Source organism: Alkalihalobacillus sp. R86527, from assembly GCF_042466185.1.
Taxonomy (GTDB): Bacteria; Bacillota; Bacilli; order Bacillales; family Guptibacillaceae; genus Guptibacillus.
In genome coordinates this window covers 3,740,307-3,762,514 of sequence record NZ_JAXHBW010000001.1, presented here as the reverse complement: position 1 = coordinate 3,762,514, position 22,208 = coordinate 3,740,307, and the positions used below count along the sequence as shown (strand labels likewise).

18 protein-coding genes, 14 tRNA genes and 3 rRNA genes are annotated in these 22,208 nt (G+C 44.2%); 31 read left to right on the top strand and 4 right to left on the bottom strand.

Features of this window, described 5'->3' with window-relative positions; genetic code table 11:
- Window positions 1-2: 2 nt before the first annotated feature.
- Both SJY16_RS19710 and SJY16_RS19705 read left to right on the top strand, forming a co-directional pair.
- Window positions 3-605 carry a SpoIIE family protein phosphatase gene (locus SJY16_RS19710; RefSeq protein ID WP_377891880.1) on the top strand — a complete coding sequence of 201 codons (603 nt, stop codon included), beginning with the start codon at window positions 3-5 and terminating at the stop codon, window positions 603-605.
- A gap of 105 nt (window positions 606-710) precedes the next feature.
- Window positions 711-2,888: a Tex family protein gene (locus tag SJY16_RS19705; protein ID WP_377891877.1), complete on the top strand. Its 2,178-nt coding sequence runs from the start codon at window positions 711-713 to the stop codon at window positions 2,886-2,888.
- A gap of 9 nt (window positions 2,889-2,897) precedes the next feature.
- Here the strand turns inward: SJY16_RS19705 and cmpA are convergent, their stop codons facing one another.
- Window positions 2,898-3,011, bottom strand: coding sequence for a cortex morphogenetic protein CmpA (gene cmpA, locus SJY16_RS19700; RefSeq protein WP_377891876.1), 114 nt, complete (start codon window positions 3,009-3,011; stop codon window positions 2,898-2,900).
- 99 nt (window positions 3,012-3,110) lie between these two features.
- Here cmpA and SJY16_RS19695 point away from each other — a divergent pair, with 99 nt between their 5' ends.
- The 24 genes from SJY16_RS19695 to tsaD all read left to right on the top strand — a co-directional run bounded on the left by SJY16_RS19695 (window position 3,111) and on the right by tsaD (window position 15,985).
- Window positions 3,111-3,563, top strand: coding sequence for a SprT family protein (locus SJY16_RS19695; protein WP_377891874.1), 453 nt, complete (start codon window positions 3,111-3,113; stop codon window positions 3,561-3,563).
- Between the two features lie 188 nt (window positions 3,564-3,751).
- A tRNA-Asn gene (locus SJY16_RS19690) sits at window positions 3,752-3,826 on the top strand.
- 3 nt (window positions 3,827-3,829) lie between these two features.
- Window positions 3,830-3,920: transfer RNA gene (locus SJY16_RS19685), tRNA-Ser, on the top strand.
- A 7-nt stretch (window positions 3,921-3,927) separates the two neighbouring features.
- Window positions 3,928-4,002 (top strand) — tRNA-Glu (locus tag SJY16_RS19680).
- 70 nt (window positions 4,003-4,072) lie between these two features.
- Window positions 4,073-4,148: transfer RNA gene (locus SJY16_RS19675), tRNA-Asp, on the top strand.
- A gap of 22 nt (window positions 4,149-4,170) precedes the next feature.
- Window positions 4,171-4,245: transfer RNA gene (locus SJY16_RS19670), tRNA-Gln, on the top strand.
- A gap of 5 nt (window positions 4,246-4,250) precedes the next feature.
- Window positions 4,251-4,326 (top strand) — tRNA-Lys (locus SJY16_RS19665).
- Window positions 4,327-4,333: 7 nt separating this feature from the next.
- Window positions 4,334-4,418, top strand: a tRNA-Leu gene (locus tag SJY16_RS19660).
- Window positions 4,419-4,458: 40 nt separating this feature from the next.
- Window positions 4,459-4,544: transfer RNA gene (locus SJY16_RS19655), tRNA-Leu, on the top strand.
- Between the two features lie 10 nt (window positions 4,545-4,554).
- Window positions 4,555-4,631 (top strand) — tRNA-Arg (locus SJY16_RS19650).
- Between the two features lie 18 nt (window positions 4,632-4,649).
- Window positions 4,650-4,726, top strand: a tRNA-Pro gene (locus tag SJY16_RS19645).
- A gap of 9 nt (window positions 4,727-4,735) precedes the next feature.
- Window positions 4,736-4,809 (top strand) — tRNA-Gly (locus SJY16_RS19640).
- A gap of 7 nt (window positions 4,810-4,816) precedes the next feature.
- Window positions 4,817-4,893: transfer RNA gene (locus SJY16_RS19635), tRNA-Ile, on the top strand.
- Between the two features lie 166 nt (window positions 4,894-5,059).
- Window positions 5,060-6,610, top strand: a 16S ribosomal RNA gene (locus SJY16_RS19630).
- Between the two features lie 353 nt (window positions 6,611-6,963).
- Window positions 6,964-9,892: ribosomal RNA gene (locus SJY16_RS19625) — 23S ribosomal RNA — on the top strand.
- Between the two features lie 183 nt (window positions 9,893-10,075).
- A 5S ribosomal RNA gene (gene rrf, locus SJY16_RS19620) occupies window positions 10,076-10,192 on the top strand.
- The 16S, 23S and 5S rRNA genes sit together here with 12 tRNA genes alongside, the layout of an rRNA operon.
- A gap of 421 nt (window positions 10,193-10,613) precedes the next feature.
- Complete coding sequence (locus SJY16_RS19615) at window positions 10,614-11,753, top strand: trans-sulfuration enzyme family protein (RefSeq protein WP_377891872.1); 1,140 nt, start codon at window positions 10,614-10,616, stop codon at window positions 11,751-11,753.
- A gap of 147 nt (window positions 11,754-11,900) precedes the next feature.
- Window positions 11,901-11,977: transfer RNA gene (locus tag SJY16_RS19610), tRNA-Met, on the top strand.
- Between the two features lie 113 nt (window positions 11,978-12,090).
- Window positions 12,091-12,166, top strand: a tRNA-Asp gene (locus SJY16_RS19605).
- 198 nt (window positions 12,167-12,364) lie between these two features.
- Window positions 12,365-13,354, top strand: a complete 990-nt coding sequence (thiL, locus tag SJY16_RS19600; protein WP_377891871.1) for a thiamine-phosphate kinase — start codon at window positions 12,365-12,367, stop codon at window positions 13,352-13,354.
- A gap of 9 nt (window positions 13,355-13,363) precedes the next feature.
- Entirely contained in the window at window positions 13,364-13,834 is a 471-nt protein-coding gene (tsaE, locus tag SJY16_RS19595) for a tRNA (adenosine(37)-N6)-threonylcarbamoyltransferase complex ATPase subunit type 1 TsaE (protein WP_377891869.1), read from the top strand.
- Window positions 13,815-14,510: a tRNA (adenosine(37)-N6)-threonylcarbamoyltransferase complex dimerization subunit type 1 TsaB gene (gene tsaB, locus SJY16_RS19590; protein ID WP_377891868.1), complete on the top strand. Its 696-nt coding sequence runs from the start codon at window positions 13,815-13,817 to the stop codon at window positions 14,508-14,510. Before tsaE ends, tsaB begins: the two co-directional genes overlap by 20 nt.
- Window positions 14,511-14,520: 10 nt before the next feature.
- Window positions 14,521-14,979, top strand: coding sequence for a ribosomal protein S18-alanine N-acetyltransferase (gene rimI / locus SJY16_RS19585; RefSeq protein ID WP_377891865.1), 459 nt, complete (start codon window positions 14,521-14,523; stop codon window positions 14,977-14,979).
- A complete protein-coding gene (tsaD, locus tag SJY16_RS19580) occupies window positions 14,969-15,985 on the top strand; it encodes a tRNA (adenosine(37)-N6)-threonylcarbamoyltransferase complex transferase subunit TsaD (RefSeq protein WP_377891863.1) in 1,017 nt (338 codons plus the stop codon). The genes rimI and tsaD overlap by 11 nt, the downstream gene beginning before the upstream one ends.
- Before the next feature lie 250 nt (window positions 15,986-16,235).
- On the opposite strand, the gene abc-f is transcribed toward tsaD, so the two are convergent.
- Complete coding sequence (gene abc-f, locus SJY16_RS19575) at window positions 16,236-18,158, bottom strand: ribosomal protection-like ABC-F family protein (RefSeq protein ID WP_377891860.1); 1,923 nt, start codon at window positions 18,156-18,158, stop codon at window positions 16,236-16,238.
- A 229-nt stretch (window positions 18,159-18,387) separates the two neighbouring features.
- On the opposite strand from abc-f, the gene moaC reads away from it, so the two are divergent.
- Genes moaC through tatC form a run of 4 tightly spaced genes read left to right on the top strand, consistent with a single transcriptional unit; the run spans window position 18,388 to window position 20,560 of the window.
- Window positions 18,388-18,870: a cyclic pyranopterin monophosphate synthase MoaC gene (gene moaC / locus SJY16_RS19570; RefSeq protein WP_377891857.1), complete on the top strand. Its 483-nt coding sequence runs from the start codon at window positions 18,388-18,390 to the stop codon at window positions 18,868-18,870.
- A gap of 43 nt (window positions 18,871-18,913) precedes the next feature.
- A complete protein-coding gene (locus SJY16_RS19565; RefSeq protein WP_377891855.1) occupies window positions 18,914-19,552 on the top strand; it encodes a redox-sensing transcriptional repressor Rex in 639 nt (212 codons plus the stop codon).
- 28 nt (window positions 19,553-19,580) lie between these two features.
- Entirely contained in the window at window positions 19,581-19,766 is a 186-nt protein-coding gene (locus SJY16_RS19560) for a twin-arginine translocase TatA/TatE family subunit (RefSeq protein ID WP_377891854.1), read from the top strand.
- A gap of 20 nt (window positions 19,767-19,786) precedes the next feature.
- Window positions 19,787-20,560 (top strand): twin-arginine translocase subunit TatC, encoded by a 774-nt coding sequence (tatC, locus tag SJY16_RS19555; protein ID WP_377891852.1) that lies wholly within the window; start codon window positions 19,787-19,789, stop codon window positions 20,558-20,560.
- A gap of 40 nt (window positions 20,561-20,600) precedes the next feature.
- Here the strand turns inward: tatC and SJY16_RS19550 are convergent, their stop codons facing one another.
- Together SJY16_RS19550 and SJY16_RS19545 are read right to left on the bottom strand one after the other, a co-directional pair.
- Window positions 20,601-20,825, bottom strand: coding sequence for a YdiK family protein (locus SJY16_RS19550; protein WP_377891850.1), 225 nt, complete (start codon window positions 20,823-20,825; stop codon window positions 20,601-20,603).
- The gene (locus SJY16_RS19545; RefSeq protein ID WP_377891847.1) at window positions 20,822-21,532 is read right to left on the bottom strand and encodes a CPBP family intramembrane glutamic endopeptidase; all 711 of its coding nucleotides are present in this window, start codon (window positions 21,530-21,532) and stop codon (window positions 20,822-20,824) included. The genes SJY16_RS19550 and SJY16_RS19545 overlap by 4 nt, the downstream gene beginning before the upstream one ends.
- 341 nt (window positions 21,533-21,873) lie before the next feature.
- Between SJY16_RS19545 and groES the strand changes: the two genes are divergently transcribed.
- Window positions 21,874-22,161, top strand: coding sequence for a co-chaperone GroES (gene groES, locus SJY16_RS19540; RefSeq protein ID WP_224885549.1), 288 nt, complete (start codon window positions 21,874-21,876; stop codon window positions 22,159-22,161).
- Window positions 22,162-22,208: the final 47 nt, after the last annotated feature.

Sequence of the window (22,208 nt, the reverse complement as noted above, 5' to 3'; positions counted from 1 at the left end):
CTATGTTTCAACATCATGAATTTGACCAGTTGACTGTAGCGGCTTATCAAAAAGCAAAAGACGGTAATCTGATGTGTGGAGACAGCTATTTCGTTGAAGAAACGAAAGACCATTTTATCTGCGCGGTAGCAGATGGACTTGGAAGCGGAGATTTGGCTAGAGATTCCTCGCTCGCAGCGATTAATGTTGTGAAAGAGCACCAAGAAGAAAATGTAGATGAATTAATGAAGCTTGCCAATGAAGAGATGAAAGGTAAGAGAGGATGTGTCTTGTCTGTTTTCAAATTGAATCTTCAAACGCGACAAATGGAGTTCAGTGGAATCGGCAATATTAATCTAATTGTGTACCATCCCGATGGTCGTATTATTCGGCCAATATCCTATTCAGGGTATCTTTCAGGTAAGCTTCAGAAAGTTAAAGTTCAAAACATTGAATATCCTAGAGGCTCTTCGTTCATAACGTTTTCTGACGGTGTTCAGATTAGCTCGAAAAATCATGCGATGATTGCTAAGTTCGATACAGTCGAAGAATCCTTTCGTCACTTAACGAACGCTATACCACCAACAAATGATGATATCACGTTACTCGTGGGGAAACCCGTTTAATGAAAAGTTCTTCTGCAATTATGGAGGGCTTTTTTATTTTGGAGAGACTTTTATCAGAGAGGATATTCCTGTAAACTTATACTATTATGTTTGTAATTAGGAGGAATGGCTTTGGGAATTACGGCTGAAAAGCAACCGGAACTTTTTAATAGAGTAGGACAAAAACTGAATATATCAGAAGAACGTGTTCGTCAGGTCATCACACTTTTAGATGATGGGAACACTGTGCCGTTCATTGCCAGGTATAGAAAAGAACTGACGGGTGGACTTGATGAAGTCGAGTTAAGAGGAATTCAGGAGTCATGGACTTATTTACAAAACCTTGAAAACCGAAAAGAAGAAGTTCTTCGTCTTATTGATGAACAAGGAAAGTTAACGGATGAGTTAAAAGGAAAGTTAGTGAAAGCGACAAAGCTCCAAGAAGTCGAAGACCTTTACCGACCTTATAAACAAAAGAAGCGTACAAGAGCCACGATTGCTAAAGAAAAAGGATTGGAGCCCTTGGCGGAATGGTTATTGAATGAAGGGAAAGAAAATCCGGAAGAAATAGCTGCAACCTTTATTTCAGAAGAAAAAGAAGTTTCTACTATAGAAGATGCGCTTCAGGGTGCAAAAGATATTATCGCAGAGTGGGTATCAGATGATGCGGAAGCGAGAAAGTGGATCAGAGCGAAGACGTTCCAACATGGAACACTTCAAACGAAAGTGAAGTCGGAAGAAGATGATCCAAAGAAAATCTTCGAAATGTATTATGACTACCAAGAAGGAATTGCAAAGATCGTTCCCCACCGTGTTCTTGCCATCAACAGAGGTGAGAAAGAAGGAGTAGTGAAGGCTTCAGTCGTTACACCTTTCGATTCGATTTATGAATACTTGCGAAAAAAACTCCTTCGCCAGCAGCAAGGTGATTGTGTTTCTATAATGGAAGAAACGATTGAAGATGCTTATAAGCGATTGATTCAGCCTTCCGTTGAAAGGGAGATTCGTAAAGAGTTAACGGAAGTGGCAGAGGATCAGGCAATACATATCTTCTCTGAGAATTTAAAGCATCTCCTTCTTCAGCCACCACTAAAAGGGAAGAGAGTGCTTGGATTGGATCCAGCTTACAGAACAGGTTGTAAGCTTGCGATCGTTGACGATACAGGAAAAATGCTTCATGTATCCGTTATTTATCCAACTCCTCCACGATCTGAGGTTGAAAAGTCGAAAGAGATTGTTAAAAAGCTAATTTCCGAATTTGATATCGAGATGATCGCGATAGGGAATGGTACTGCTTCTAGAGAATCTGAGCAGTTTGTTGCCGAAGTCATCAATGAAGTAGAAACTGAAGTTGTCTATTTGATCGTTAATGAAGCTGGAGCAAGTGTCTATTCAGCATCGGATCTTGCGAGGGAAGAGTTCCCTTCTCTTCAAGTGGAAGAACGCTCGGCTGTTTCAATTGCTAGGAGAGTTCAAGATCCTCTTGCTGAGCTTGTGAAAATTGATCCGAAGTCAGTTGGAGTTGGGCAGTATCAGCACGATGTTTCACAAAAGAAGTTAAATGATCAGCTTACGTTCGTGGTCGAAACTGCAGTGAACCAAGTGGGGGTCAATGTGAACACTGCTTCTGTGTCCCTTCTTCAATACGTAGCAGGTCTATCTAAATCAGTGGCGAGTAATATCGTGAAAAAGAGAGACGATGAAGGGAAATTCACCAGTCGCGTTCAGTTAAAAAAGGTGCCGAGGCTTGGTGCGAAAACATACGAGCAGTGTATTGGATTCCTTCGAATTATGGAAGGAAAACAACCGCTTGATCAAACAGAGATCCATCCGGAAAGTTATAGCGTAACGAAAGCATTGCTTGTCCAAATTGGATGTGATCCAAAAGATATTGGTTCAGATAAACTTGTTCAAGCACTCTCGACACTTTCAGTTAAAGAAACTGCACAAACACTTGATATTGGAGAACCTACATTAACAGACATTATCAAATCACTTCAAAAGCCTGGAAGAGATCCTCGAGATGATCTTGCTAAACCATTATTGAAAACAGATGTTTTGAAAATGGAAGACCTTGAAAAGGGAATGGAGCTAGAAGGTACAGTACGGAATGTAGTTGATTTTGGTGCTTTTATCGATATCGGTGTGAAGCAAGATGGCCTCGTGCATATTTCCAAATTAACGAATCGATTCGTTAAAAACCCGATGGATGTTGTGCATGTCGGTCAAGTTGTTACTGTTTGGGTAGACAATGTTGATTTACAAAGGGAGAGAATTGCCCTTACAATGTTACAACCATCATAAGCACTGCCCTTAGGGGCGGTGTTTTCTTTTATAGAAAAACCAACACTGGTTTAATAACTTAATCTGGTAGCGGTCTTTCTCGAAATAGGCTTGTTGAAGCTGTCTCTTAAACCAGACAGGCATCAGGATCTCCTCCTTTAAACTGATGACACGTTTGATAAGATGCTGTAAATTAGTCTATGAGATACTGCTTGGGTGTGTTCGAACAGAGGAGGGACTTTTATGGATAATGAAATGCTACAGTTAATGGTAGAAAAAATATCAATCGAATCATTTGGATTACCCTTTGCTCACGAAGCGACGTTCAATCCACGTTTACGAACAACGGGAGGTCGTTATCTGTTGAGATCCCATAACCTTGAATTCAATCCGAAACATTACGATGAGTACGGCCTTGATGAACTAACGGGTATCATTAAGCATGAGCTTTGCCATTACCATCTTCACATAAAAGGGAAAGGCTACAAACACAGAGATCAAGATTTCAAAACTCTTCTTAATCGTGTAGGTGGATCACGGTACTGTCAGGTTGTTCCTGGTCAAAGGCGTACTGAGAAGGTTAAACACATTTACCAATGCTCGGACTGCCAGGCTTCTTATAGAAGAAAACGAAGAATAGATACGAAAAGATTCGTTTGTGGGAAATGTAGGGGGAAACTCTTCAAAACTTCTTGAATCTAATTATTGACGGTGAAAAAGCTATGTGTTAAATTAATATAGTCTCTTTGAGAGACTTGTCTAAAACGCTTTATCACCTTCTCAAAAACAGTTAAAAAAAATCATGAGAATGTGTTGACTTTGTTTGCTGGATGAGATATTATATTAAATGTCGCCGATAACGGAGACACCAAACATCATATTATTCCACAGTAGCTCAGTGGTAGAGCTATCGGCTGTTAACCGATCGGTCGTAGGTTCGAATCCTACCTGTGGAGCCAAACGGAGAAGTACCCAAGTGGCTGAAGGGGCGCCCCTGCTAAGGGTGTAGGTCGCGTGAGCGGCGCGAGGGTTCAAATCCCTCCTTCTCCGCCATTTTTATGGCCCGTTGGTCAAGTGGTTAAGACACCGCCCTTTCACGGCGGTATCACGGGTTCGAATCCCGTACGGGTCACCAACCTTTTCTAAAGAAGCTTGAACGCTTCTGAATGAACGCTTTCTACAACATTGAAATAACATTTTATAGTGGTCCTGTGGTGTAGCGGTTAACATGCCTGCCTGTCACGCAGGAGATCGCGGGTTCGATTCCCGTCAGGACCGCCATTTTAATAATTAACATCGATATTGGGCTATAGCCAAGCGGTAAGGCAACGGATTTTGATTCCGTCATGCGCTGGTTCGAATCCAGCTAGCCCAGCCACTATCGAGCCATTAGCTCAGTTGGCAGAGCATCTGACTTTTAATCAGAGGGTCGAAGGTTCGAGTCCTTCATGGCTCACCATTTATTTGCGGGTGTGGCGGAATTGGCAGACGCGCTAGACTTAGGATCTAGTGTCTTACGACGTGGGGGTTCGAGTCCCTTCACCCGCACCAATTCAAACAATGATTCACGAAACGATTCACAAAACGATTCGCGGTTGTGGCGGAATGGCAGACGCGCTAGCTTGAGGGGCTAGTGGGGGAGACCCCGTGGAGGTTCGAGTCCTCTCAACCGCACCAATCATATAATGCGCCCGTAGCTCAATTGGATAGAGCGTCTGACTACGGATCAGAAGGTTAGGAGTTCGAGTCTTCTCGGGCGCGCCATTTTTTAAATAACATAGTCGGGAAGTAGCTCAGCTTGGCAGAGCACTTGGTTTGGGACCAAGGGGTCGCAGGTTCAAATCCTGTCTTCCCGACCATCTATAAATGCGGGTGTAGTTTAGTGGTAAAACCTCAGCCTTCCAAGCTGATGTCGTGGGTTCGATCCCCATCACCCGCTCCATAAAGATGGGCCTGTAGCTCAGCTGGTTAGAGCGCACGCCTGATAAGCGTGAGGTCGGTGGTTCGAGTCCACTCAGGCCCACCATCTTTCTTAAAAAAGTTGTTGACTTCGATTGAGTTAATGTGTTACATTAATAAAGTCGCTGAAAACGACATTGAAAGAAACAAATCGATCTTTGAAAACTGAACGAAACGCCATGCAAGAAATTGTTTCTACGGAAACAACAAGTTTTAAAGCTAGATTAGACTTTCTATCGGAGAGTTTGATCCTGGCTCAGGACGAACGCTGGCGGCGTGCCTAATACATGCAAGTCGAGCGGAGAAATAGGAGCTTGCTCCTATTTCTCAGCGGCGGACGGGTGAGTAACACGTGGGCAACCTGCCCTACAGACTGGGATAACTCCGGGAAACCGGAGCTAATACCGGGTAATACATAGCATCGCATGATGCAACGTTGAAAGTTGGCTTTCGAGCTAACACTGTAGGATGGGCCCGCGGCGCATTAGCTAGTTGGTAAGGTAATGGCTTACCAAGGCAACGATGCGTAGCCGACCTGAGAGGGTGATCGGCCACACTGGGACTGAGACACGGCCCAGACTCCTACGGGAGGCAGCAGTAGGGAATCTTCCGCAATGGACGAAAGTCTGACGGAGCAACGCCGCGTGAGTGACGAAGGCTTTCGGGTCGTAAAGCTCTGTTGTTAGGGAAGAACAAGTACCGTTCGAATAGGGCGGTACCTTGACGGTACCTAACCAGAAAGCCACGGCTAACTACGTGCCAGCAGCCGCGGTAATACGTAGGTGGCAAGCGTTGTCCGGAATTATTGGGCGTAAAGCGCGCGCAGGCGGTCTCTTAAGTCTGATGTGAAAGCCCACGGCTCAACCGTGGAGGGCCATTGGAAACTGGGGGACTTGAGTGCAGAAGAGGAGAGTGGAATTCCACGTGTAGCGGTGAAATGCGTAGATATGTGGAGGAACACCAGTGGCGAAGGCGGCTCTCTGGTCTGTAACTGACGCTGAGGCGCGAAAGCGTGGGGAGCGAACAGGATTAGATACCCTGGTAGTCCACGCCGTAAACGATGAGTGCTAGGTGTTGGGGGGTTCCACCCTCAGTGCTGAAGTTAACACATTAAGCACTCCGCCTGGGGAGTACGACCGCAAGGTTGAAACTCAAAGGAATTGACGGGGGCCCGCACAAGCAGTGGAGCATGTGGTTTAATTCGAAGCAACGCGAAGAACCTTACCAGGTCTTGACATCCTCTGCCACTCCTAGAGATAGGACGTTCCCCTTCGGGGGACAGAGTGACAGGTGGTGCATGGTTGTCGTCAGCTCGTGTCGTGAGATGTTGGGTTAAGTCCCGCAACGAGCGCAACCCTTGATCTTAGTTGCCAGCATTCAGTTGGGCACTCTAAGGTGACTGCCGGTGACAAACCGGAGGAAGGTGGGGACGACGTCAAATCATCATGCCCCTTATGACCTGGGCTACACACGTGCTACAATGGACGGTACAAAGGGCTGCGACACCGCGAGGTGAAGCGAATCCCATAAAGCCGTTCTCAGTTCGGATTGTAGGCTGCAACTCGCCTACATGAAGCCGGAATTGCTAGTAATCGCGGATCAGCATGCCGCGGTGAATACGTTCCCGGGCCTTGTACACACCGCCCGTCACACCACGAGAGTTTGTAACACCCGAAGTCGGTGAGGTAACCTTTTGGAGCCAGCCGCCGAAGGTGGGACAAATGATTGGGGTGAAGTCGTAACAAGGTAGCCGTATCGGAAGGTGCGGCTGGATCACCTCCTTTCTATGGAGAATTACGAGGCAACATTGGTTGCCAAACTTGCATGAGCGTTTCGTTTAGTTTTGAAAGAATGATTATATTCTTTCAAAACAGGCTAATTTGATGAAGCATTAGCGGATTCAAGAAGTAGCCACGTTCCTTGAAAACTAGATAGCATAAACAACGACATCCAATAAAGAATTATTTTTTGCGTTATTTCTTAGTTAGTCACATCTTACGATGTGCAACATCAATGACGAGTTAGAAGCGAGAAATTCGAGGCGGCGAAATTCCGGAGGAGCGGAGCGTATTTATATACGTGAGCACCGGAGGAATGAAGCCAACGAAGAAGTTCGACGCTAATAACGAAGTCATAAGGTTAAGCTACTAAGGGCGCACGGTGGATGCCTTGGCACTAGAAGCCGATGAAGGACGGGACGAACACCGATATGCTTCGGGGAGCAGTAAGTACGCTTTGATCCGGAGATTTCCGAATGGGGGAACCCGCCATCCGTAATGGGATGGTATCTATTTCTGAATACATAGGAGATAGAAGGCATACCCGGGGAACTGAAACATCTCAGTACCCGGAGGAAGAGAAAGCAATCGCGATTTCCTGAGTAGCGGCGAGCGAAACGGAATCAGCCCAAACCAGAGGGCTTGCCCTCTGGGGTTGTAGGACGTCTCATTGGAGTTACAAAGGCACGGATAGACGAAGCGACCTGGAAAGGTCCATCAGAGAAGGTAACAATCCTGTAGTCAAAATCCGCTGCCCTCCGAGACGGATCCTGAGTACGGCGGGACACGTGAAACCCCGTCGGAATCCGGGAGGACCATCTCCCAAGGCTAAATACTCTCTAGTGACCGATAGTGAACCAGTACCGTGAGGGAAAGGTGAAAAGCACCCCGGAAGGGGAGTGAAAGAGAACCTGAAACCGTGTGCCTACAACTAGTTGGAGCCCGTTAATGGGTGACAGCGTGCCTTTTGTAGAATGAACCGGCGAGTTACGATCCCGTGCAAGGTTAAGCCGAGAAGGCGGAGCCGCAGCGAAAGCGAGTCTGAATAGGGCGAAATAGTACGTGGTCGTAGACCCGAAACCGGGTGATCTACCCATGTCCAGGGTGAAGTTCAGGTAACACTGAATGGAGGCCCGAACCCACGCATGTTGAAAAATGCGGGGATGAGGTGTGGGTAGCGGTGAAATGCCAATCGAACCCGGAGATAGCTGGTTCTCTCCGAAATAGCTTTAGGGCTAGCCTCGCGGCAAGAATCTTGGAGGTAGAGCACTGATTGGACTAGGGGTCCCTACCGGATTACCGAATCCAGTCAAACTCCGAATGCCAACGATTTATCCGCGGGAGTCAGACTGCGAGTGATAAGATCCGTAGTCGAGAGGGAAACAGCCCAGACCACCAGCTAAGGTCCCAAAGTATACGTTAAGTGGAAAAGGATGTGGCGTTGCTTAGACAACCAGGATGTTGGCTTAGAAGCAGCCATCATTTAAAGAGTGCGTAATAGCTCACTGGTCGAGTGACGCTGCGCCGAAAATGTACCGGGGCTAAACGTATCACCGAAGCTGTGGATTGTCTTACGACAATGGTAGGAGAGCGTTCTAAGGGCTGCGAAGTCAGACCGAAAGGACTGGTGGAGCGCTTAGAAGTGAGAATGCCGGTATGAGTAGCGAAAGACAAGTGAGAATCTTGTCCGTCGAAAGCCCAAGGTTTCCTGAGGAAGGCTCGTCCGCTCAGGGTTAGTCGGGACCTAAGCCGAGGCCGAAAGGCGTAGGCGATGGATAACAGGTTGATATTCCTGTACCACCTCCTTTCCGTTTGAACGACGGGGGGACGCAGAAAGATAGGGAGAGCGCGCTGCTGGAAATGCGCGTCCAAGCGATTAGGCTGGTGAATAGGCAAATCCGTTCACCGCGAAGGCTGAGTCGTGATGGCGAGGGAATTAAGTACCGAAGTCCCTGATTCTACACTGCCAAGAAAAGCCTCTAGTGAGGAAAGAGGTGCCCGTACCGCAAACCGACACAGGTAGGCGAGGAGAGAATCCTAAGACGATCGGGAGAACTCTCGTTAAGGAACTCGGCAAAATGACCCCGTAACTTCGGGAGAAGGGGTGCTTCCTCGGGTGAATAGCCCAGGGGAGCCGCAGTGAAAAGATCCAAGCGACTGTTTAGCAAAAACACAGGTCTCTGCCAAGCCGCAAGGCGATGTATAGGGGCTGACACCTGCCCGGTGCTGGAAGGTTAAGAGGAGGGGTTATCCCTTACGGGAGAAGCTCTGAATCGAAGCCCCAGTAAACGGCGGCCGTAACTATAACGGTCCTAAGGTAGCGAAATTCCTTGTCGGGTAAGTTCCGACCCGCACGAAAGGTGCAACGACTTGGATACTGTCTCAACGAGAGACCCGGTGAAATTATAGTACCTGTGAAGATGCAGGTTACCCGCGACAGGACGGAAAGACCCCATGGAGCTTTACTGTAGCCTGATATTGGATTTTGGTACAGCTTGTACAGGATAGGTAGGAGCCATAGAAGCCGGACCGCTAGGTTCGGTGGAGGCGTCGGTGGGATACTACCCTGGCTGTACTGACATTCTAACCCAGCACCGTGATCCGGTGCGGAGACAGTGTCAGGTGGGCAGTTTGACTGGGGCGGTCGCCTCCTAAAGAGTAACGGAGGCGCCCAAAGGTTCCCTCAGAATGGTTGGAAATCATTCGCAGAGTGTAAAGGCACAAGGGAGCTTGACTGCGAGACCTACAAGTCGAGCAGGGACGAAAGTCGGGCTTAGTGATCCGGTGGTTCCGCATGGAAGGGCCATCGCTCAACGGATAAAAGCTACCCTGGGGATAACAGGCTTATCTCCCCCAAGAGTCCACATCGACGGGGAGGTTTGGCACCTCGATGTCGGCTCATCGCATCCTGGGGCTGAAGTAGGTCCCAAGGGTTGGGCTGTTCGCCCATTAAAGCGGTACGCGAGCTGGGTTCAGAACGTCGTGAGACAGTTCGGTCCCTATCCGTCGCGGGCGCAGGAAATTTGAGAGGAGCTGTCCTTAGTACGAGAGGACCGGGATGGACACACCGCTGGTGTACCAGTTGTTCCGCCAGGAGCATAGCTGGGTAGCTACGTGTGGAAGGGATAAGTGCTGAAAGCATCTAAGCATGAAGCCCCCCTCGAGATGAGATTTCCCACAGCGTCAAGCTGGTAAGATCCCTCAGAGATGATGAGGTTGATAGGTTCGGGGTGGAAGCGTGGCGACACGTGGAGCTGACGAATACTAATCGATCGAGGGCTTAACCAAAACGAAAAGTAAAGCAGGCTTGGTCATATTCGCAGACCATTGGAGCTCTTGAACAGAAGGCGTTTTTCGCCTGAAGTGAAAGAGTGAAATGGGCAAGAATATAGCCTGCGGCACTAGACTTCGCGAAAAAATATTGGAATACGTTGTTGCATGCTATCTAGTTTTCAGGGAATACCTGAATAGTCTAGTGATGAAGGCGAAGAGGTCACACCCGTTCCCATGCCGAACACGGAAGTTAAGCTCTTCAGCGCCGATGGTAGTTGGGGGCTCTCCCCCTGCAAGAGTAGGACGTCGCTAGGCAAGTGAGAAGTCAGAGCATAGAGCTCTGGCTTTTTTGTGTTGTCTGAATGAGGTTTTGTGTAATCAATGGTTGGAATTTGAATTCGCGGATATCCCACAGAAATTCAGTGTACTGTCTGATTGTTCTTTTGACTAATCAAGAGTTACAATTAACGCTTCGCTGATAAAAACGACATATCGCCGATAAAAGTGCCCATTACGCTGATATAATCAAAAAAGCGCTGATATATTTAATTTTTCGCTGATATACATGAAAATATCGCTGATAAACGCCTCTAACACCACATCACAAGATCCCCAAAGTCAATTTTCAATCTTCTTGCCATTTATTTTAGAATATTCCGACCGCGATACTTGATAAATGACTCTATAAGACGTAAGGTTAATGAAAAAGAATTTCAGATTAGAGAGGGGAAAGTAAATGAGTTTTCATTTTGACACGAGAGCAGTTCGATTCCCGAGCAAGGAACAGGCTGAAACTGTAAGTAAGGCTAAACCAATCTACCAAACATCTTCTTTCGTTTTTGAAGATCTTGATGATCTAGAGTCTTTCTATCAAGGTAAGAAAGATTATTTATATACGAGGGTTAGCAATCCAAACACGGATGACCTTGGCATGGGGGTAGCAAATCTTGAAGGGGCACCTAAAGGGGTAGCGACTTCATCAGGCTTATCAGCAATCCTCGTGGGTGTTTTAGCAGCCGTTCAATCTGGAGATCATATCGTTGCTTGTGATGATCTATATGGGGGCACGTACTCATTGTTTGAAAGCGAGTTAAAAGATTTTGGTATTGAGGTATCGTTTGTGGATTTTGCGAATGTAGAAGAAGTGGAAAACGCAATTCAATCAAATACGAAACTGCTATACACGGAAACTGTCACGAATCCTCTTTTAAGAGTAGAAGATTTAGATCAACTTGCTAGTCTTGGGAAGAAACACAATCTTGTAACGATGGTGGATAATACGTTTGCTACGCCATACCTACTCCAACCGTATACAATGGGAATCGACCTTGTCGTACATAGCGCTACGAAGTACATAGGCGGTCATAGCGATGTAACAGCAGGTGTGGTTGTCGGAAAAGAAAACCTCATTGCAAAAGCCAAAGCAAAGGTGATTAATCTTGGATCAAACCTTAGTCCATTTGAAGCATGGTTAGGATGTAGAGGATTGAAAACATTGAGCGTTCGAATGGATCGTCATGTTGCAAATGCGCAATTCCTGTCTGAAGAACTTAAACGAGTAGAAGGGATAAAGAGTGTCTACTATCCACGGTACGTTTCTGAGAGAGGAAATGGTGCGGTTGTTTCCATAGAGTTAAAAGATCGTGTTCATGTCGATTGCTTCTTTAAATCTCTAGGTTGGGTAAAGATTGTTCCAACCTTAGCAGGCCTTGATACATCTGTGTCATACCCTATTGCCACCTCACATCGAACAGTACCTGCTGAAACAAGAGCGAAACTGGGTATTACAAAGCAGCTTATTCGTATTTCAGTTGGTATAGAGAATGAACATGATATAGCCAATGCATTTAAACAAGCGATTGAAAAATCCCTCTAATAAAGGGGGATTTTTCTTTTTTTCTCAAAGGTTGCATAACCTGTACGTATCTGGTATAGTATTACTTGTGACGTTAGACGTTACTTACGCACGCTTTCAGTGTACAGCATATAGAAGCAGGTGCAACATTAAATTACTTAATATCGTCGCGGGGTGGAGCAGTTCGGTAGCTCGTTGGGCTCATAACCCAAAGGTCGCAGGTTCAAATCCTGCCCCCGCAACCAAAATAAAATTTTAACTACGTCGAATATTCTTCGAAGCTAAAATTTAATCGGAGTCCCTTTAGGGGCAACCTAAACACATAACAAATAGTTTACACTATAAAATGTAATAACACGGTCCCGTGGTGTAGCGGTTAACATGCCTGCCTGTCACGCAGGAGATCGCGGGTTCGATTCCCGTCGGGACCGCCATTTTAGTATTTTCATAGAGCGAGCGAATCGCTTTTTTTTTATTTTATAAGCTTTTTTCAACATACAAATGACGTTACACCGGTTCTTTCTTGGAATTGGATGTGATTTTTCTAGAATTTAAGATAAACTGATAGAAGGAGAGCCTTAGGATGAAATTCCTAAGGTTTTTTTATAAAATGGAAAGAGAGATGAGTTTGGTTGAAAGATGAATTTGATTTTATACGTTCAATTAAACCAGCTTATACAAAACGAGAAGAATTGATCGAGGGAATCGGGGATGACGCAGCACTTTATCGTGTCGATTCAGCGTGGGATGAGATTGCCTGCGTTGATACGATGGTAGAAGGTGTTCATTTCACAAAGGACACAATGGATCCAGAGCAAGTCGGTAGAAAAGCTCTGGCGGTGAACATTAGCGATATCGCAGCGATGGGTGGTACTCCTCTCTTTTATCTCGTATCAATTTCCATTCCTAAATCAGGATGGTCTGAAGAAGAACTTAAGCAAGTTTATCGTGGTTTACATGCGATTGGAAATGAATATGAGATAGACTTAATCGGTGGCGATACTGTTTCGACTCAGGACGGGCTTACTTTGTCCGTAACGGTGATTGGAAAAGTCGAACGAAACAGAAAGCTTTTGAGAAAGAACGCGGAAGCTGGTGACGTTGTTTTTCTAACTGGAACGGTAGGAGGCTCAGCAGCAGGTCTTTCTTATTTATTGAAAGAAACGATGCAGGAGCACGCCTATAAGGATTCCTATGTACACGCTCATCAAACGCCAAACCCTCATGTGAAGGCAGGGCGAATCCTGTCGAGAAGTGGATTTCGGATATCATTGAATGATGTGAGTGATGGCATTGCTAGTGAGGCAAAGGAAATTGCTGAAGCGAGTTGTGTTTCTGTCGTGCTGGAGGAAGAATGTCTTCCAAGTCCAGAAGGTTTCGATGCTTATTCTTCCGAGCAGCGGTTAGACTGGATGTTATACGGCGGAGAAGATTTTGTTTTGATTGGAACTGTCTCTGAAAAGAATTGGCTACACGTAGAGGAGATGTTTAAGAATCAGAATGAGTCTATCTACAAAGTAGGATTCGTCGAAGAAGGTAATGGTACGGTTTATCTAATGAATAATGAAAACAAATATATATTGGACAAGAAGGGATACAATCACTTCTCGTCTGAGGAATAGGTGATGACCATGAGTGGATATGCTTTCATCATGAAATCTCCAGAAGAAACGATTGAGCTTGGTATTAAGCTTGGAGAAAAGCTTAAACCAGGAAGCGTGTTAACGCTAGAGGGAGATCTAGGTGCTGGCAAGACAACCTTTACAAAGGGTATTGGAAAAGGGCTAGGAGTAAAGAAGATCGTGAATAGCCCGACGTTTACCATCATTAAAGAATATGAGGGGAATATTCCTCTCTACCATATGGATGCGTATCGATTAGAAGAAAGCGATGAAGATCTAGGGTTTCATGAATATTTTGAGGGTGAAGGTGTAACTGTCGTAGAATGGGCGAAGTTCATACAGGATATGCTACCTAAAGAATTATTAAGGATCGAAATTTATCATCAAAGAGAATCAGAACGCAGATTGATATTGAGGCCTTTTGGTGCTTTTTATGAATCTGTTTGTAAGGAGTTGCAAGATGAAAGTACTAGCGATTGATTCATCTAACTATGTAATGGGGATCGCCGTAATGGTAGATAATACGATTGTTGGCGAAATGATTACAAACTTAAAGAAGAATCACTCAATCCGATTGATGCCAGCGATCGAAGAACTTTTAGAAGAGGTTGGCGTAAAACCGAATGAGCTTGATCGAATTGTGGTTGCTGAAGGACCTGGGTCATACACAGGTCTTCGGATTGGAGTGAGTATAGCAAAAACGTTAGCGTGGACGCTAAACATTCCTTTAGTAGGGGTGTCGAGTCTCGAAGTCCTTGCTCAAAGCGGACGTTTCTTCGATGGAGCAATCGTTCCATTTTTTGATGCGAGAAGAGGACAAGTATATAACGGGATATTTGTGAAAGACAAAGCTCATCTTGTAAGAAAGAGCGAAGATCAGATTGTTTTGTTTGAAGAGTGGCTAAAGGAAAACATAGACGCTCATGAGCAGTTCTTATTTATTAGCAATGATCTGTCGAACCACAAAGAAGCGATTGTAGAGATCCTTGGGGAGAAAGCGGTTTTTCCTCCTGTTAGTAGCACGAATGCACGGCCATCAGAACTTGCCGTACTTGGCGCTGTGAAGAAACCAGTCGGGGACGTACACTCGTTTAAACCGAACTATGTAAGGATGGCAGAGGCGGAAGCCAAATGGCTCGCTTCGCAAGAAAAGTAGGGGATTCGTTATGGAAAAAACGATATCATTTCGTTCAATGACTGTGGAAGATATTGAAGCTGTCATGGAAATTGAGAAAGCAACGTTTCCAACTCCTTGGAGTCGGTCTGCCTTCTATAATGAGGTGGTTGTGAATCAATTTGCTACTTATTTATTGCTCGAAGTAGGCGAAGAGATCGCAGGGTATTGCGGGGTATGGGTGATTATTGATGAAGCTCATATTACAAATATCGCTCTTCATCCTGATTTTAGAGGAATGAAGCTAGGAGAAGCGCTGATGAGCAAAGCGGTTCATTTTGCAAAGTCGCGGGGAGCTCTGAAGATGACGCTTGAAGTGAGAGTATCCAATACAGTTGCACAGAATTTATATAAGAAACTAGGCTTTGAAGAAGGTGGCATCCGAAAAAGTTATTACTCAGATAACCAAGAGGATGCACTAGTAATGTGGGTGAATTTAAATGGAAAATAATGCAGAAATCATACTTGGAATCGAAACGAGTTGTGATGAAACAGCCGTTTCAATCGTCAGAGGAGGAACAGAAGTTCTTTCTAATATCGTGGCTTCCCAGATAGAGAGCCATAAGCGTTTTGGAGGAGTCGTTCCGGAGATCGCTTCTCGTCACCATGTAGAGGAAATGACGGTTATTCTGGAAGAAGCTCTTCGTACGGCTGAAGTGACGATGGACGACATCGATGCGATTGCCGTGACAGAGGGACCAGGTCTTGTAGGTGCGCTTTTAATAGGAGTAAATACAGCGAAAGCATTGGCATTCGCACATCAAAAACCTCTGATCGGAACCCATCATATAGCGGGTCATATTTATGCGAATCAGCTTGTCTCTGAGCTCAAGTATCCATTGCTTGCTCTCGTTGTCTCAGGGGGGCACACAGAGCTCGTTCATATGGAAGCTGAGGGAGAGTTCACATTAATCGGTGAAACACGTGATGACGCTGCAGGAGAGGCTTATGACAAAGTGGCTAGAACACTTAAGTTACCTTATCCAGGTGGACCACATATCGATCGTCTTGCACAAGAAGGGGTTGAATCAGTCCCTTTACCACGTGCATGGCTTGAGAAGGGTTCATATGATTTCAGCTTTAGTGGATTGAAATCAGCTGTGATTAACACGGTTCACAATGCAAAGCAGCGGAATGAGGAGATTAAGCCTGAAGATCTAGCGGCTAGTTTTCAAGCTGCCGTTGTCGATGTTCTCGTGACCAAAACGAAACGTGCGGCTGAAGAATATGGCGTAAAGCAAGTACTTCTTGCTGGGGGCGTAGCAGCAAATAAAGGACTACGTTCAGCACTGAAGGATGCTTTCCGAGAGTCGGATATCGAGCTCATTATACCGCCTCTTCATTACTGTACGGATAATGCTGCGATGATCGCAGCAGCTGGCACAATTGGATATCGAAAAGGAAAGCGTTCATCGTTACAGCTGAATGCAAATCCGGGATTAGAACTGGGAATCTAGTCCCGGTTTTTTTGTTTCAGATTGTCCACAAGTAGTGGATAATGTGGACATATTGACCTATCTGTGAAGAAAAAGGGATTTCAGCTGTGGGTAAAATTCTGTGGATAACAATTGATATACTTGTGGATAATGTTGATAAATTTGAAATAACTCGTAAAATAAACACATAATCTGTGTATAAGTCTGTGGATTGTGTGAATATGTCGGAATATTTCCTATCTAAAGAAAAAACAGTCCACTGTGGACTGTTTTAAGATTCTTGTAGTTCTCCCCATTCTTCCATTAGCTCTTCTGTTCGTGCTCGAAGCTTATCGAGCTCTTCGTTTAAGATCATTACTTTCTCGTGATCTTCAAAAACTTCAGGGATACAGAGTTCCGCTTCAATTTCAGCGATTCGAATTTCTGCAGAATCAATTTCTTTTTCGATTTCATCGATTCTTCTTAGGATTTGTCTCTCTTGTCGTTTTGCTTCTTTGTCTTGTTGAAAGCTAGATTTACCTGAAGCCTCAGGTTCAGCATTATTTAGCTCTTGCTGTTCAAGAGCGGCTAGTTCAGCGAGTTCCTGTTTCTTCTCCACATAATAGTCATAATCACCAAGATACGAAGTTACACCTTCTGTAGATAACTCAAGAACGCGAGTCGCAATCCGATTAATAAAGTACCGATCGTGAGAAACGAATAAAATCGTTCCAGGGAATTGGATGAGCGCTTCCTCTAGAATTTCCTTGCTATCAAGATCAAGGTGGTTAGTAGGTTCATCGAGTATAAGAAGGTTTGACTTTTGCATCATCAGTTTTGATAGTGCAAGTCTTCCTTTTTCTCCACCGCTAAGTTCGGAAACAATCTTTAATACATCGTCCCCACTAAAAAGGAACCGGCCAAGTACGGCACGAATATCTTTTTCATCTGTTAAAGGGAAGTCATCCCATAATTCGTTAAGAACCGTTTTGTTAGATGTGAGGTTCGTTTGCTCCTGATCATAGAATCCAATCTTCACATTACTTCCGAAATTAATATTCCCATCCAATCGTGTTTTACCAGAGACGATAGCCTGAAGAAGAGTTGATTTACCAATACCGTTCGGACCAACAAGAGCGACGCTTTCTTGGCGCTTCAAGTCGAATGTAAGCTGATCATTGATCACCGAACCAGGATAGCCGATCGATAAGTCTCTCACACTCAACACATCGTTACCTGTTTGCTTATCAATCGCAAACGAAATGTTCGCTGACTTCTCGTCACTCTTTGGTTTATCGACTCGTTCCATGCGTTCAAGCTGTTTCCTTCTACTTTGGGCTCGTTTGGTCGTCGAAGCACGAACGATGTTCTTTTGAACAAAGTCTTCTAGCTTGGCGATCTCCTTCTGTTGTTTCTCGAACTCTTTTAATTGCTGTTCGTACCGACGATCTTTCTCTTCTAAATAGAAACTATAGTTTCCTTCAAATCGCTCTGCGCGGTTTCGAGAAATTTCGTAAACTTTGTTCACGATTTTATCGAGAAAGTATCGGTCGTGTGAAACGATAAGAATTGCACCAGAGTAGCCTGTGAGATAGCCTTCAAGCCACGTAAGTGTCTGGATGTCCAGGTGGTTTGTAGGCTCATCGAGTATAAGGAGTTCTGGTTTCGTTAATAGCAGTTTCCCTAGCGCAAGGCGGGTTTTCTGACCACCACTGAGGGTAGAAATAGGCGTACTATAATCGAAGTCTTTGAAATTAAGACCGTGAAGGACTGTTCGAATGTCTGCTTCGTATTTATAGCCACCTTTATCTTTGAAAGAGACCTGTAGCTGGTCGTATTCTTTCATGATACGCTGGTATTCCTGTTCATCTTCATAGATCGCTGGATTGCCCATCTTTTCTTCGTAACGACGAAGTTCTTTTTCCATATCACGAAGTTGTTCAAAGACGCTAAGCATTTCATCCCAGATCGACAAATTTGATTCTAGGCCAGTGTCCTGAGCCATGTAACCAATCCGTACGTCTTTTGGTTTAATGATATCTCCTGAATCATATGATAGTTGCCCGGTAATGAGCTTAAGAAGAGTAGACTTACCAGCACCGTTTCTACCAACAAGCGCTACGCGGTCTCTCGATTGTACTTCTAACTTAATATTAGATAAAATAGGGTCAGCACCAAATGATTTTGATACGCCATTTACTTGTAGTGCAATCATTGCTTGTTCACCTCAAATTCTCTCTTCTGGTTGTATGATTTAATCGCAATTGTAGTCGATAACGTTCCTTTTAGTTTATCGTAGTGAGGACAGGGTGGGCAACTAAAGGAATGTTCATTAAATGGTAATAAAAATTCTTGTTAAAAAACAGCAAAAAGGATAGAAATGGTGTATAGTCACAAGTAGCAGCATTTTAACCTTCTATCATCTATAGAAGAAAGGGGCAGCCATGAGTTCATTTACTCATTTTAATGAAGAAGGCCGAGCACAGATGGTCGATATAACAGAGAAAACTCCGACTGCTCGAACAGCGGTTGCTAAGACGAGCGTGCAGGTTAGTGAAGAAATATATTCCGGTATTAAAGAAGGTAATATGAAGAAAGGCGATGTGCTTCAAGTCGCTCAAATTGCCGGGATTATGGCAGCAAAAAAAACGTCTGATCTCATCCCCATGTGTCATCCGATAGCGCTTTCTGGCGTTGACCTTCATTTCGACTGGGAAAGTAGTTCTTCCACTTATGAGCTTACCATTGAAGCTCATGTGAAAACAAAAGGAAGTACTGGAGTAGAAATGGAAGCGCTGACGGCAGCAACAGCGGCGGCATTAACGGTGTATGATATGTGCAAAGCGTTGGATAAAGGCATCGTTATCGGGGAAACCTATCTCCTTACGAAAACCGGGGGGAAAAGCGGGGATTACAAGCGCGAGTAGTACAACCATATATTGAGCGCGGAGATCAATGTGGAGGGTGTTTATGGATATTGATCAAACAAAAATTCCGCAAGCGACAGCAAAACGACTGCCGCTCTATTATCGCTATTTAAAGAATCTTAGTGCATCTGGTAAACAGCGGGTAAGTTCTGCTGAATTGAGTGATGCTATAAAGGTAGATTCCGCTACGATACGAAGAGATTTCAGTTATTTTGGTGCTCTTGGTAAGAAAGGTTATGGGTATAACGTTCATTATTTGTTATCTTTCTTTAGTAAGACGTTAGATCAAGACGAAACGACACGGGTCGCTCTAATAGGAGTCGGTAACCTTGGAACGGCGTTTCTTCACTACAATTTCATCAAGAATAACAACACGAAGATCGAATTAGCATTTGATGCGGATACCACTAAAGTGAACCAAGAAATTGGTGGTATTCCGATATACCATATAGATGATTTACAGGAACAAGTGAAAAAGAACGACATCTCTGTCGTCATACTTACGGTGCCAGTCAATGCTGCTCAGTCAATTGCTGATCAGATGGACGAGGCTGGTATAAAAGGTATTTTGAACTTTACGCCAGCACGTTTGACTGTTCCAGATCATATTCGAGTGCATCATATAGACCTGGCAGTTGAACTGCAGGCTCTCGTATACTTCATGAAACATTATCCAGTTTAAAACTATCAATCATAAGGAGGTGACACGCATGGGAATGGGTGGCGCAAGTATCGCTCTAGTTGCAGTTGTTGCTTTGATCATTTTTGGACCAAAGAAACTACCTGAGCTTGGTAAAGCAGCAGGTAATACACTTCGTGAGTTCAAGAATGCAACAAAAGGGCTCGCAGATGATGACGACGATGATACAAACGATAAGAAAAAAAACGAACAGTAATCGGTTAGGACGGATAAGGAATGGATGAACAAAAACAATCCATCTATGATCACATAGAAGAATTAAGGAAACGAATCATCATTACAGTCGTCGTCTTAATTCTCTCCTTTATTGCGGGATTATTTATTGCAAAGCCGGTCATTGTGTTTCTACAACATGCTCCTGAAGCACAAGGAATACCGATGAACGCTTTTACATTAACGGACCCGTTAAAGGTTTATTTCAGCTTTGCGTTCCTGATTGCTTTCATTATGACATCGCCCATCGCTCTTTATCAGCTGTGGGCTTTTGTTTCGCCGGGACTTTTTGAAAATGAACGAAAAGTAACGTTGTCTTATATTCCAGCAGTCTTTGTCTTATTTCTTGGAGGCATCTCATTTTCATATTTCGTCCTGTTTCCTTTTGTCATTGACTTTGTAGGAAACCTGGCAGAAAGCCTTAACATTCAGGAAATGTACGGCGCAAATCAATACTTTACCTTCTTGTTTCAATTAACGTTACCATTTGGCTTCGTGTTTCAGCTGCCTGTGATTGTTCTTTTCTTTACAAGGTTAGGGATGTTAAATCCAGCTATGCTTGTCCAAATCAGGAGATATGCGTACTTTGGGTTACTCGTCATCGCAGGTATGATCACACCGCCTGAAATTATTTCACACCTGATGGTTTCGGTACCGCTCTTCTTGCTATATGAATTCAGTATTCTCGTATCTCGTTACGGCTATCGAAAGAGGCTACAAGCTGAGGCGAAGCGTCAGCTGGAGGAAGCGGAAGCAGAGCAGAATTCCGATCAATAAAACAGAAAATGTAGATAACCAAAAAAGCGATAGGGTAGCCCTATCGCTTTTTATTTTGATCTTTTTTCTTTAATTGATTGATTTTCTTTTTTAGTAAAAAGAAGCGGATGGAGTAGACGAAGTCCACTGTTGCAAGCACCATCAATATAATCGTCCAAAAGCTCCACATGTCAGCATCAGAACGAGCGCTTTGAATTGCAAGGTAAGTGAAGATCGAACCTAGCCCAGCGTAGAAAAACCCCATTAGAGTTGGTGAAAATCTCATGTTAGTAGTCCTCCAATAAATGATTGCATTTGTTCAACTTGTTTTTGTAGGTCTGCTATATCATCAGCATAAAAAACGTTTATTAGTACAACGATTGTGTTCATCGTCATATGCGCGATAATCGGTACGATCAAACGCTTCGTTTTCACGTAAAGAAAAGCAAACGTAAGACCCATCGCTGTATAAACGAGGATGTGATCGAAATCCAAATGAATGGCAGCAAATACAACAGAACTTGCGATTCCAGCAATCCAGAAGTTAAAACGAGTATATAATGCTCCGAAAATAACTTTTCTAAAAACGATCTCTTCAAGAATCGGTCCAATAATGGAGATGACGATGATGAAGATTGGTGTTGCTTTCGCTACATCCATTAACATTTCGGTATTTTCTGATCCAGGGTCGATTCCGAGTACATTGACCTCAATCATGGCTGCAATGATTTGAGCACAGTATGCCATGAAGACACCAAGAATACTCCAGCTTACCGCTTGCCCTGCTGAAACGCGGGTAGAGCGCTCGAATGGAACGTCTGGTGTGGAGCGAAGAAGGAACAGCATCACAATGAGTGCACCTAGAAAGCTGACAACCGAATAACTTACGATTGGATTCGGAATATCAAAGTATTGAAATAGCTTAGCACCCGGGTATCCAGATAACTGCATCACGATATAGGTCATTAAAATAGTCCAGTAATGTTTCGCCAAGAAGCATGACTCCTTTTTGTGGTTTGCATGCCTAGTTATAGGCATTTTGCATACTTGTATTAGTTTAACACATTTATGATTGGGAATGCCTTTTATAAGGGTCTTCGATAAGGAACTACAGCAGAAGAGGGAATGTTCAGAAAAGTAGTTCATAAGTCTTATCTTTTCAATAAAACAAGTTGATAAATAAAGGAATGCAAATTTTCTGTGAAAAAAAACAACTTTACTACTTGCAAAAGAATAGCAAAATATTTTATTATATACATGTGTTAGCACTCGCTGATGTCGAGTGCTAACAGAACGATACTAACCATAAATATCCACTGAGGAGGGTGTTTGAGTTGTTAAAGCCTTTAGGTGATCGCGTAGTAGTAGAACCAATTCAATTAGAAGAAAAAACGTCTAGCGGAATCGTACTTCCTGATTCTGCAAAAGAAAAGCCACAAGAAGGTCGCATTGTATCTGTAGGTAGCGGTGCATTGACTGATTCGGGCGAGCGTGTAGCTCTTGAAGTTTCAGAAGGCGATGCTGTTATTTACAGTAAGTATGCTGGCACAGAAGTAAAATATGACGGAAAAGAATATTTGATTCTTCGTGAGAACGATATTCTTGCAGTTGTAAGCAAGTAATAAAACCATTCAAATACAATAAGAACTACATAAATTGGAGGGTAACA

Bases quoted from the DNA above. Each gene is read 5' to 3' on its own strand.
- SJY16_RS19615 (WP_377891872.1), top strand. From the start codon at position 10,614: ATGAGTTTTCATTTTGACACGAGAGCAGTTCGATTCCCGAGCAAGGAA.
- SJY16_RS19560 (WP_377891854.1), top strand. From the start codon at position 19,581: ATGGGAATGGGTGGCGCAAGTATCGCTCTAGTTGCAGTTGTTGCTTTG.
- SJY16_RS19705 (WP_377891877.1), top strand. From the start codon at position 711: ATGGCTTTGGGAATTACGGCTGAAAAGCAACCGGAACTTTTTAATAGA.
- SJY16_RS19565 (WP_377891855.1), top strand. From the start codon at position 18,914: ATGGATATTGATCAAACAAAAATTCCGCAAGCGACAGCAAAACGACTG.
- rimI (WP_377891865.1), top strand. From the start codon at position 14,521: ATGGAAAAAACGATATCATTTCGTTCAATGACTGTGGAAGATATTGAA.
- cmpA (WP_377891876.1), bottom strand. From the start codon at position 3,011: ATGCCTGTCTGGTTTAAGAGACAGCTTCAACAAGCCTATTTCGAGAAA.
- SJY16_RS19695 (WP_377891874.1), top strand. From the start codon at position 3,111: ATGGATAATGAAATGCTACAGTTAATGGTAGAAAAAATATCAATCGAA.
- tatC (WP_377891852.1), top strand. From the start codon at position 19,787: ATGGATGAACAAAAACAATCCATCTATGATCACATAGAAGAATTAAGG.
- tsaB (WP_377891868.1), top strand. From the start codon at position 13,815: ATGAAAGTACTAGCGATTGATTCATCTAACTATGTAATGGGGATCGCC.
- abc-f (WP_377891860.1), bottom strand. From the start codon at position 18,158: ATGATTGCACTACAAGTAAATGGCGTATCAAAATCATTTGGTGCTGAC.
- SJY16_RS19710 (WP_377891880.1), top strand. From the start codon at position 3: ATGTTTCAACATCATGAATTTGACCAGTTGACTGTAGCGGCTTATCAA.
- tsaD (WP_377891863.1), top strand. From the start codon at position 14,969: ATGGAAAATAATGCAGAAATCATACTTGGAATCGAAACGAGTTGTGAT.
- tsaE (WP_377891869.1), top strand. From the start codon at position 13,364: ATGAGTGGATATGCTTTCATCATGAAATCTCCAGAAGAAACGATTGAG.
- moaC (WP_377891857.1), top strand. From the start codon at position 18,388: ATGAGTTCATTTACTCATTTTAATGAAGAAGGCCGAGCACAGATGGTC.
- SJY16_RS19550 (WP_377891850.1), bottom strand. From the start codon at position 20,825: ATGAGATTTTCACCAACTCTAATGGGGTTTTTCTACGCTGGGCTAGGT.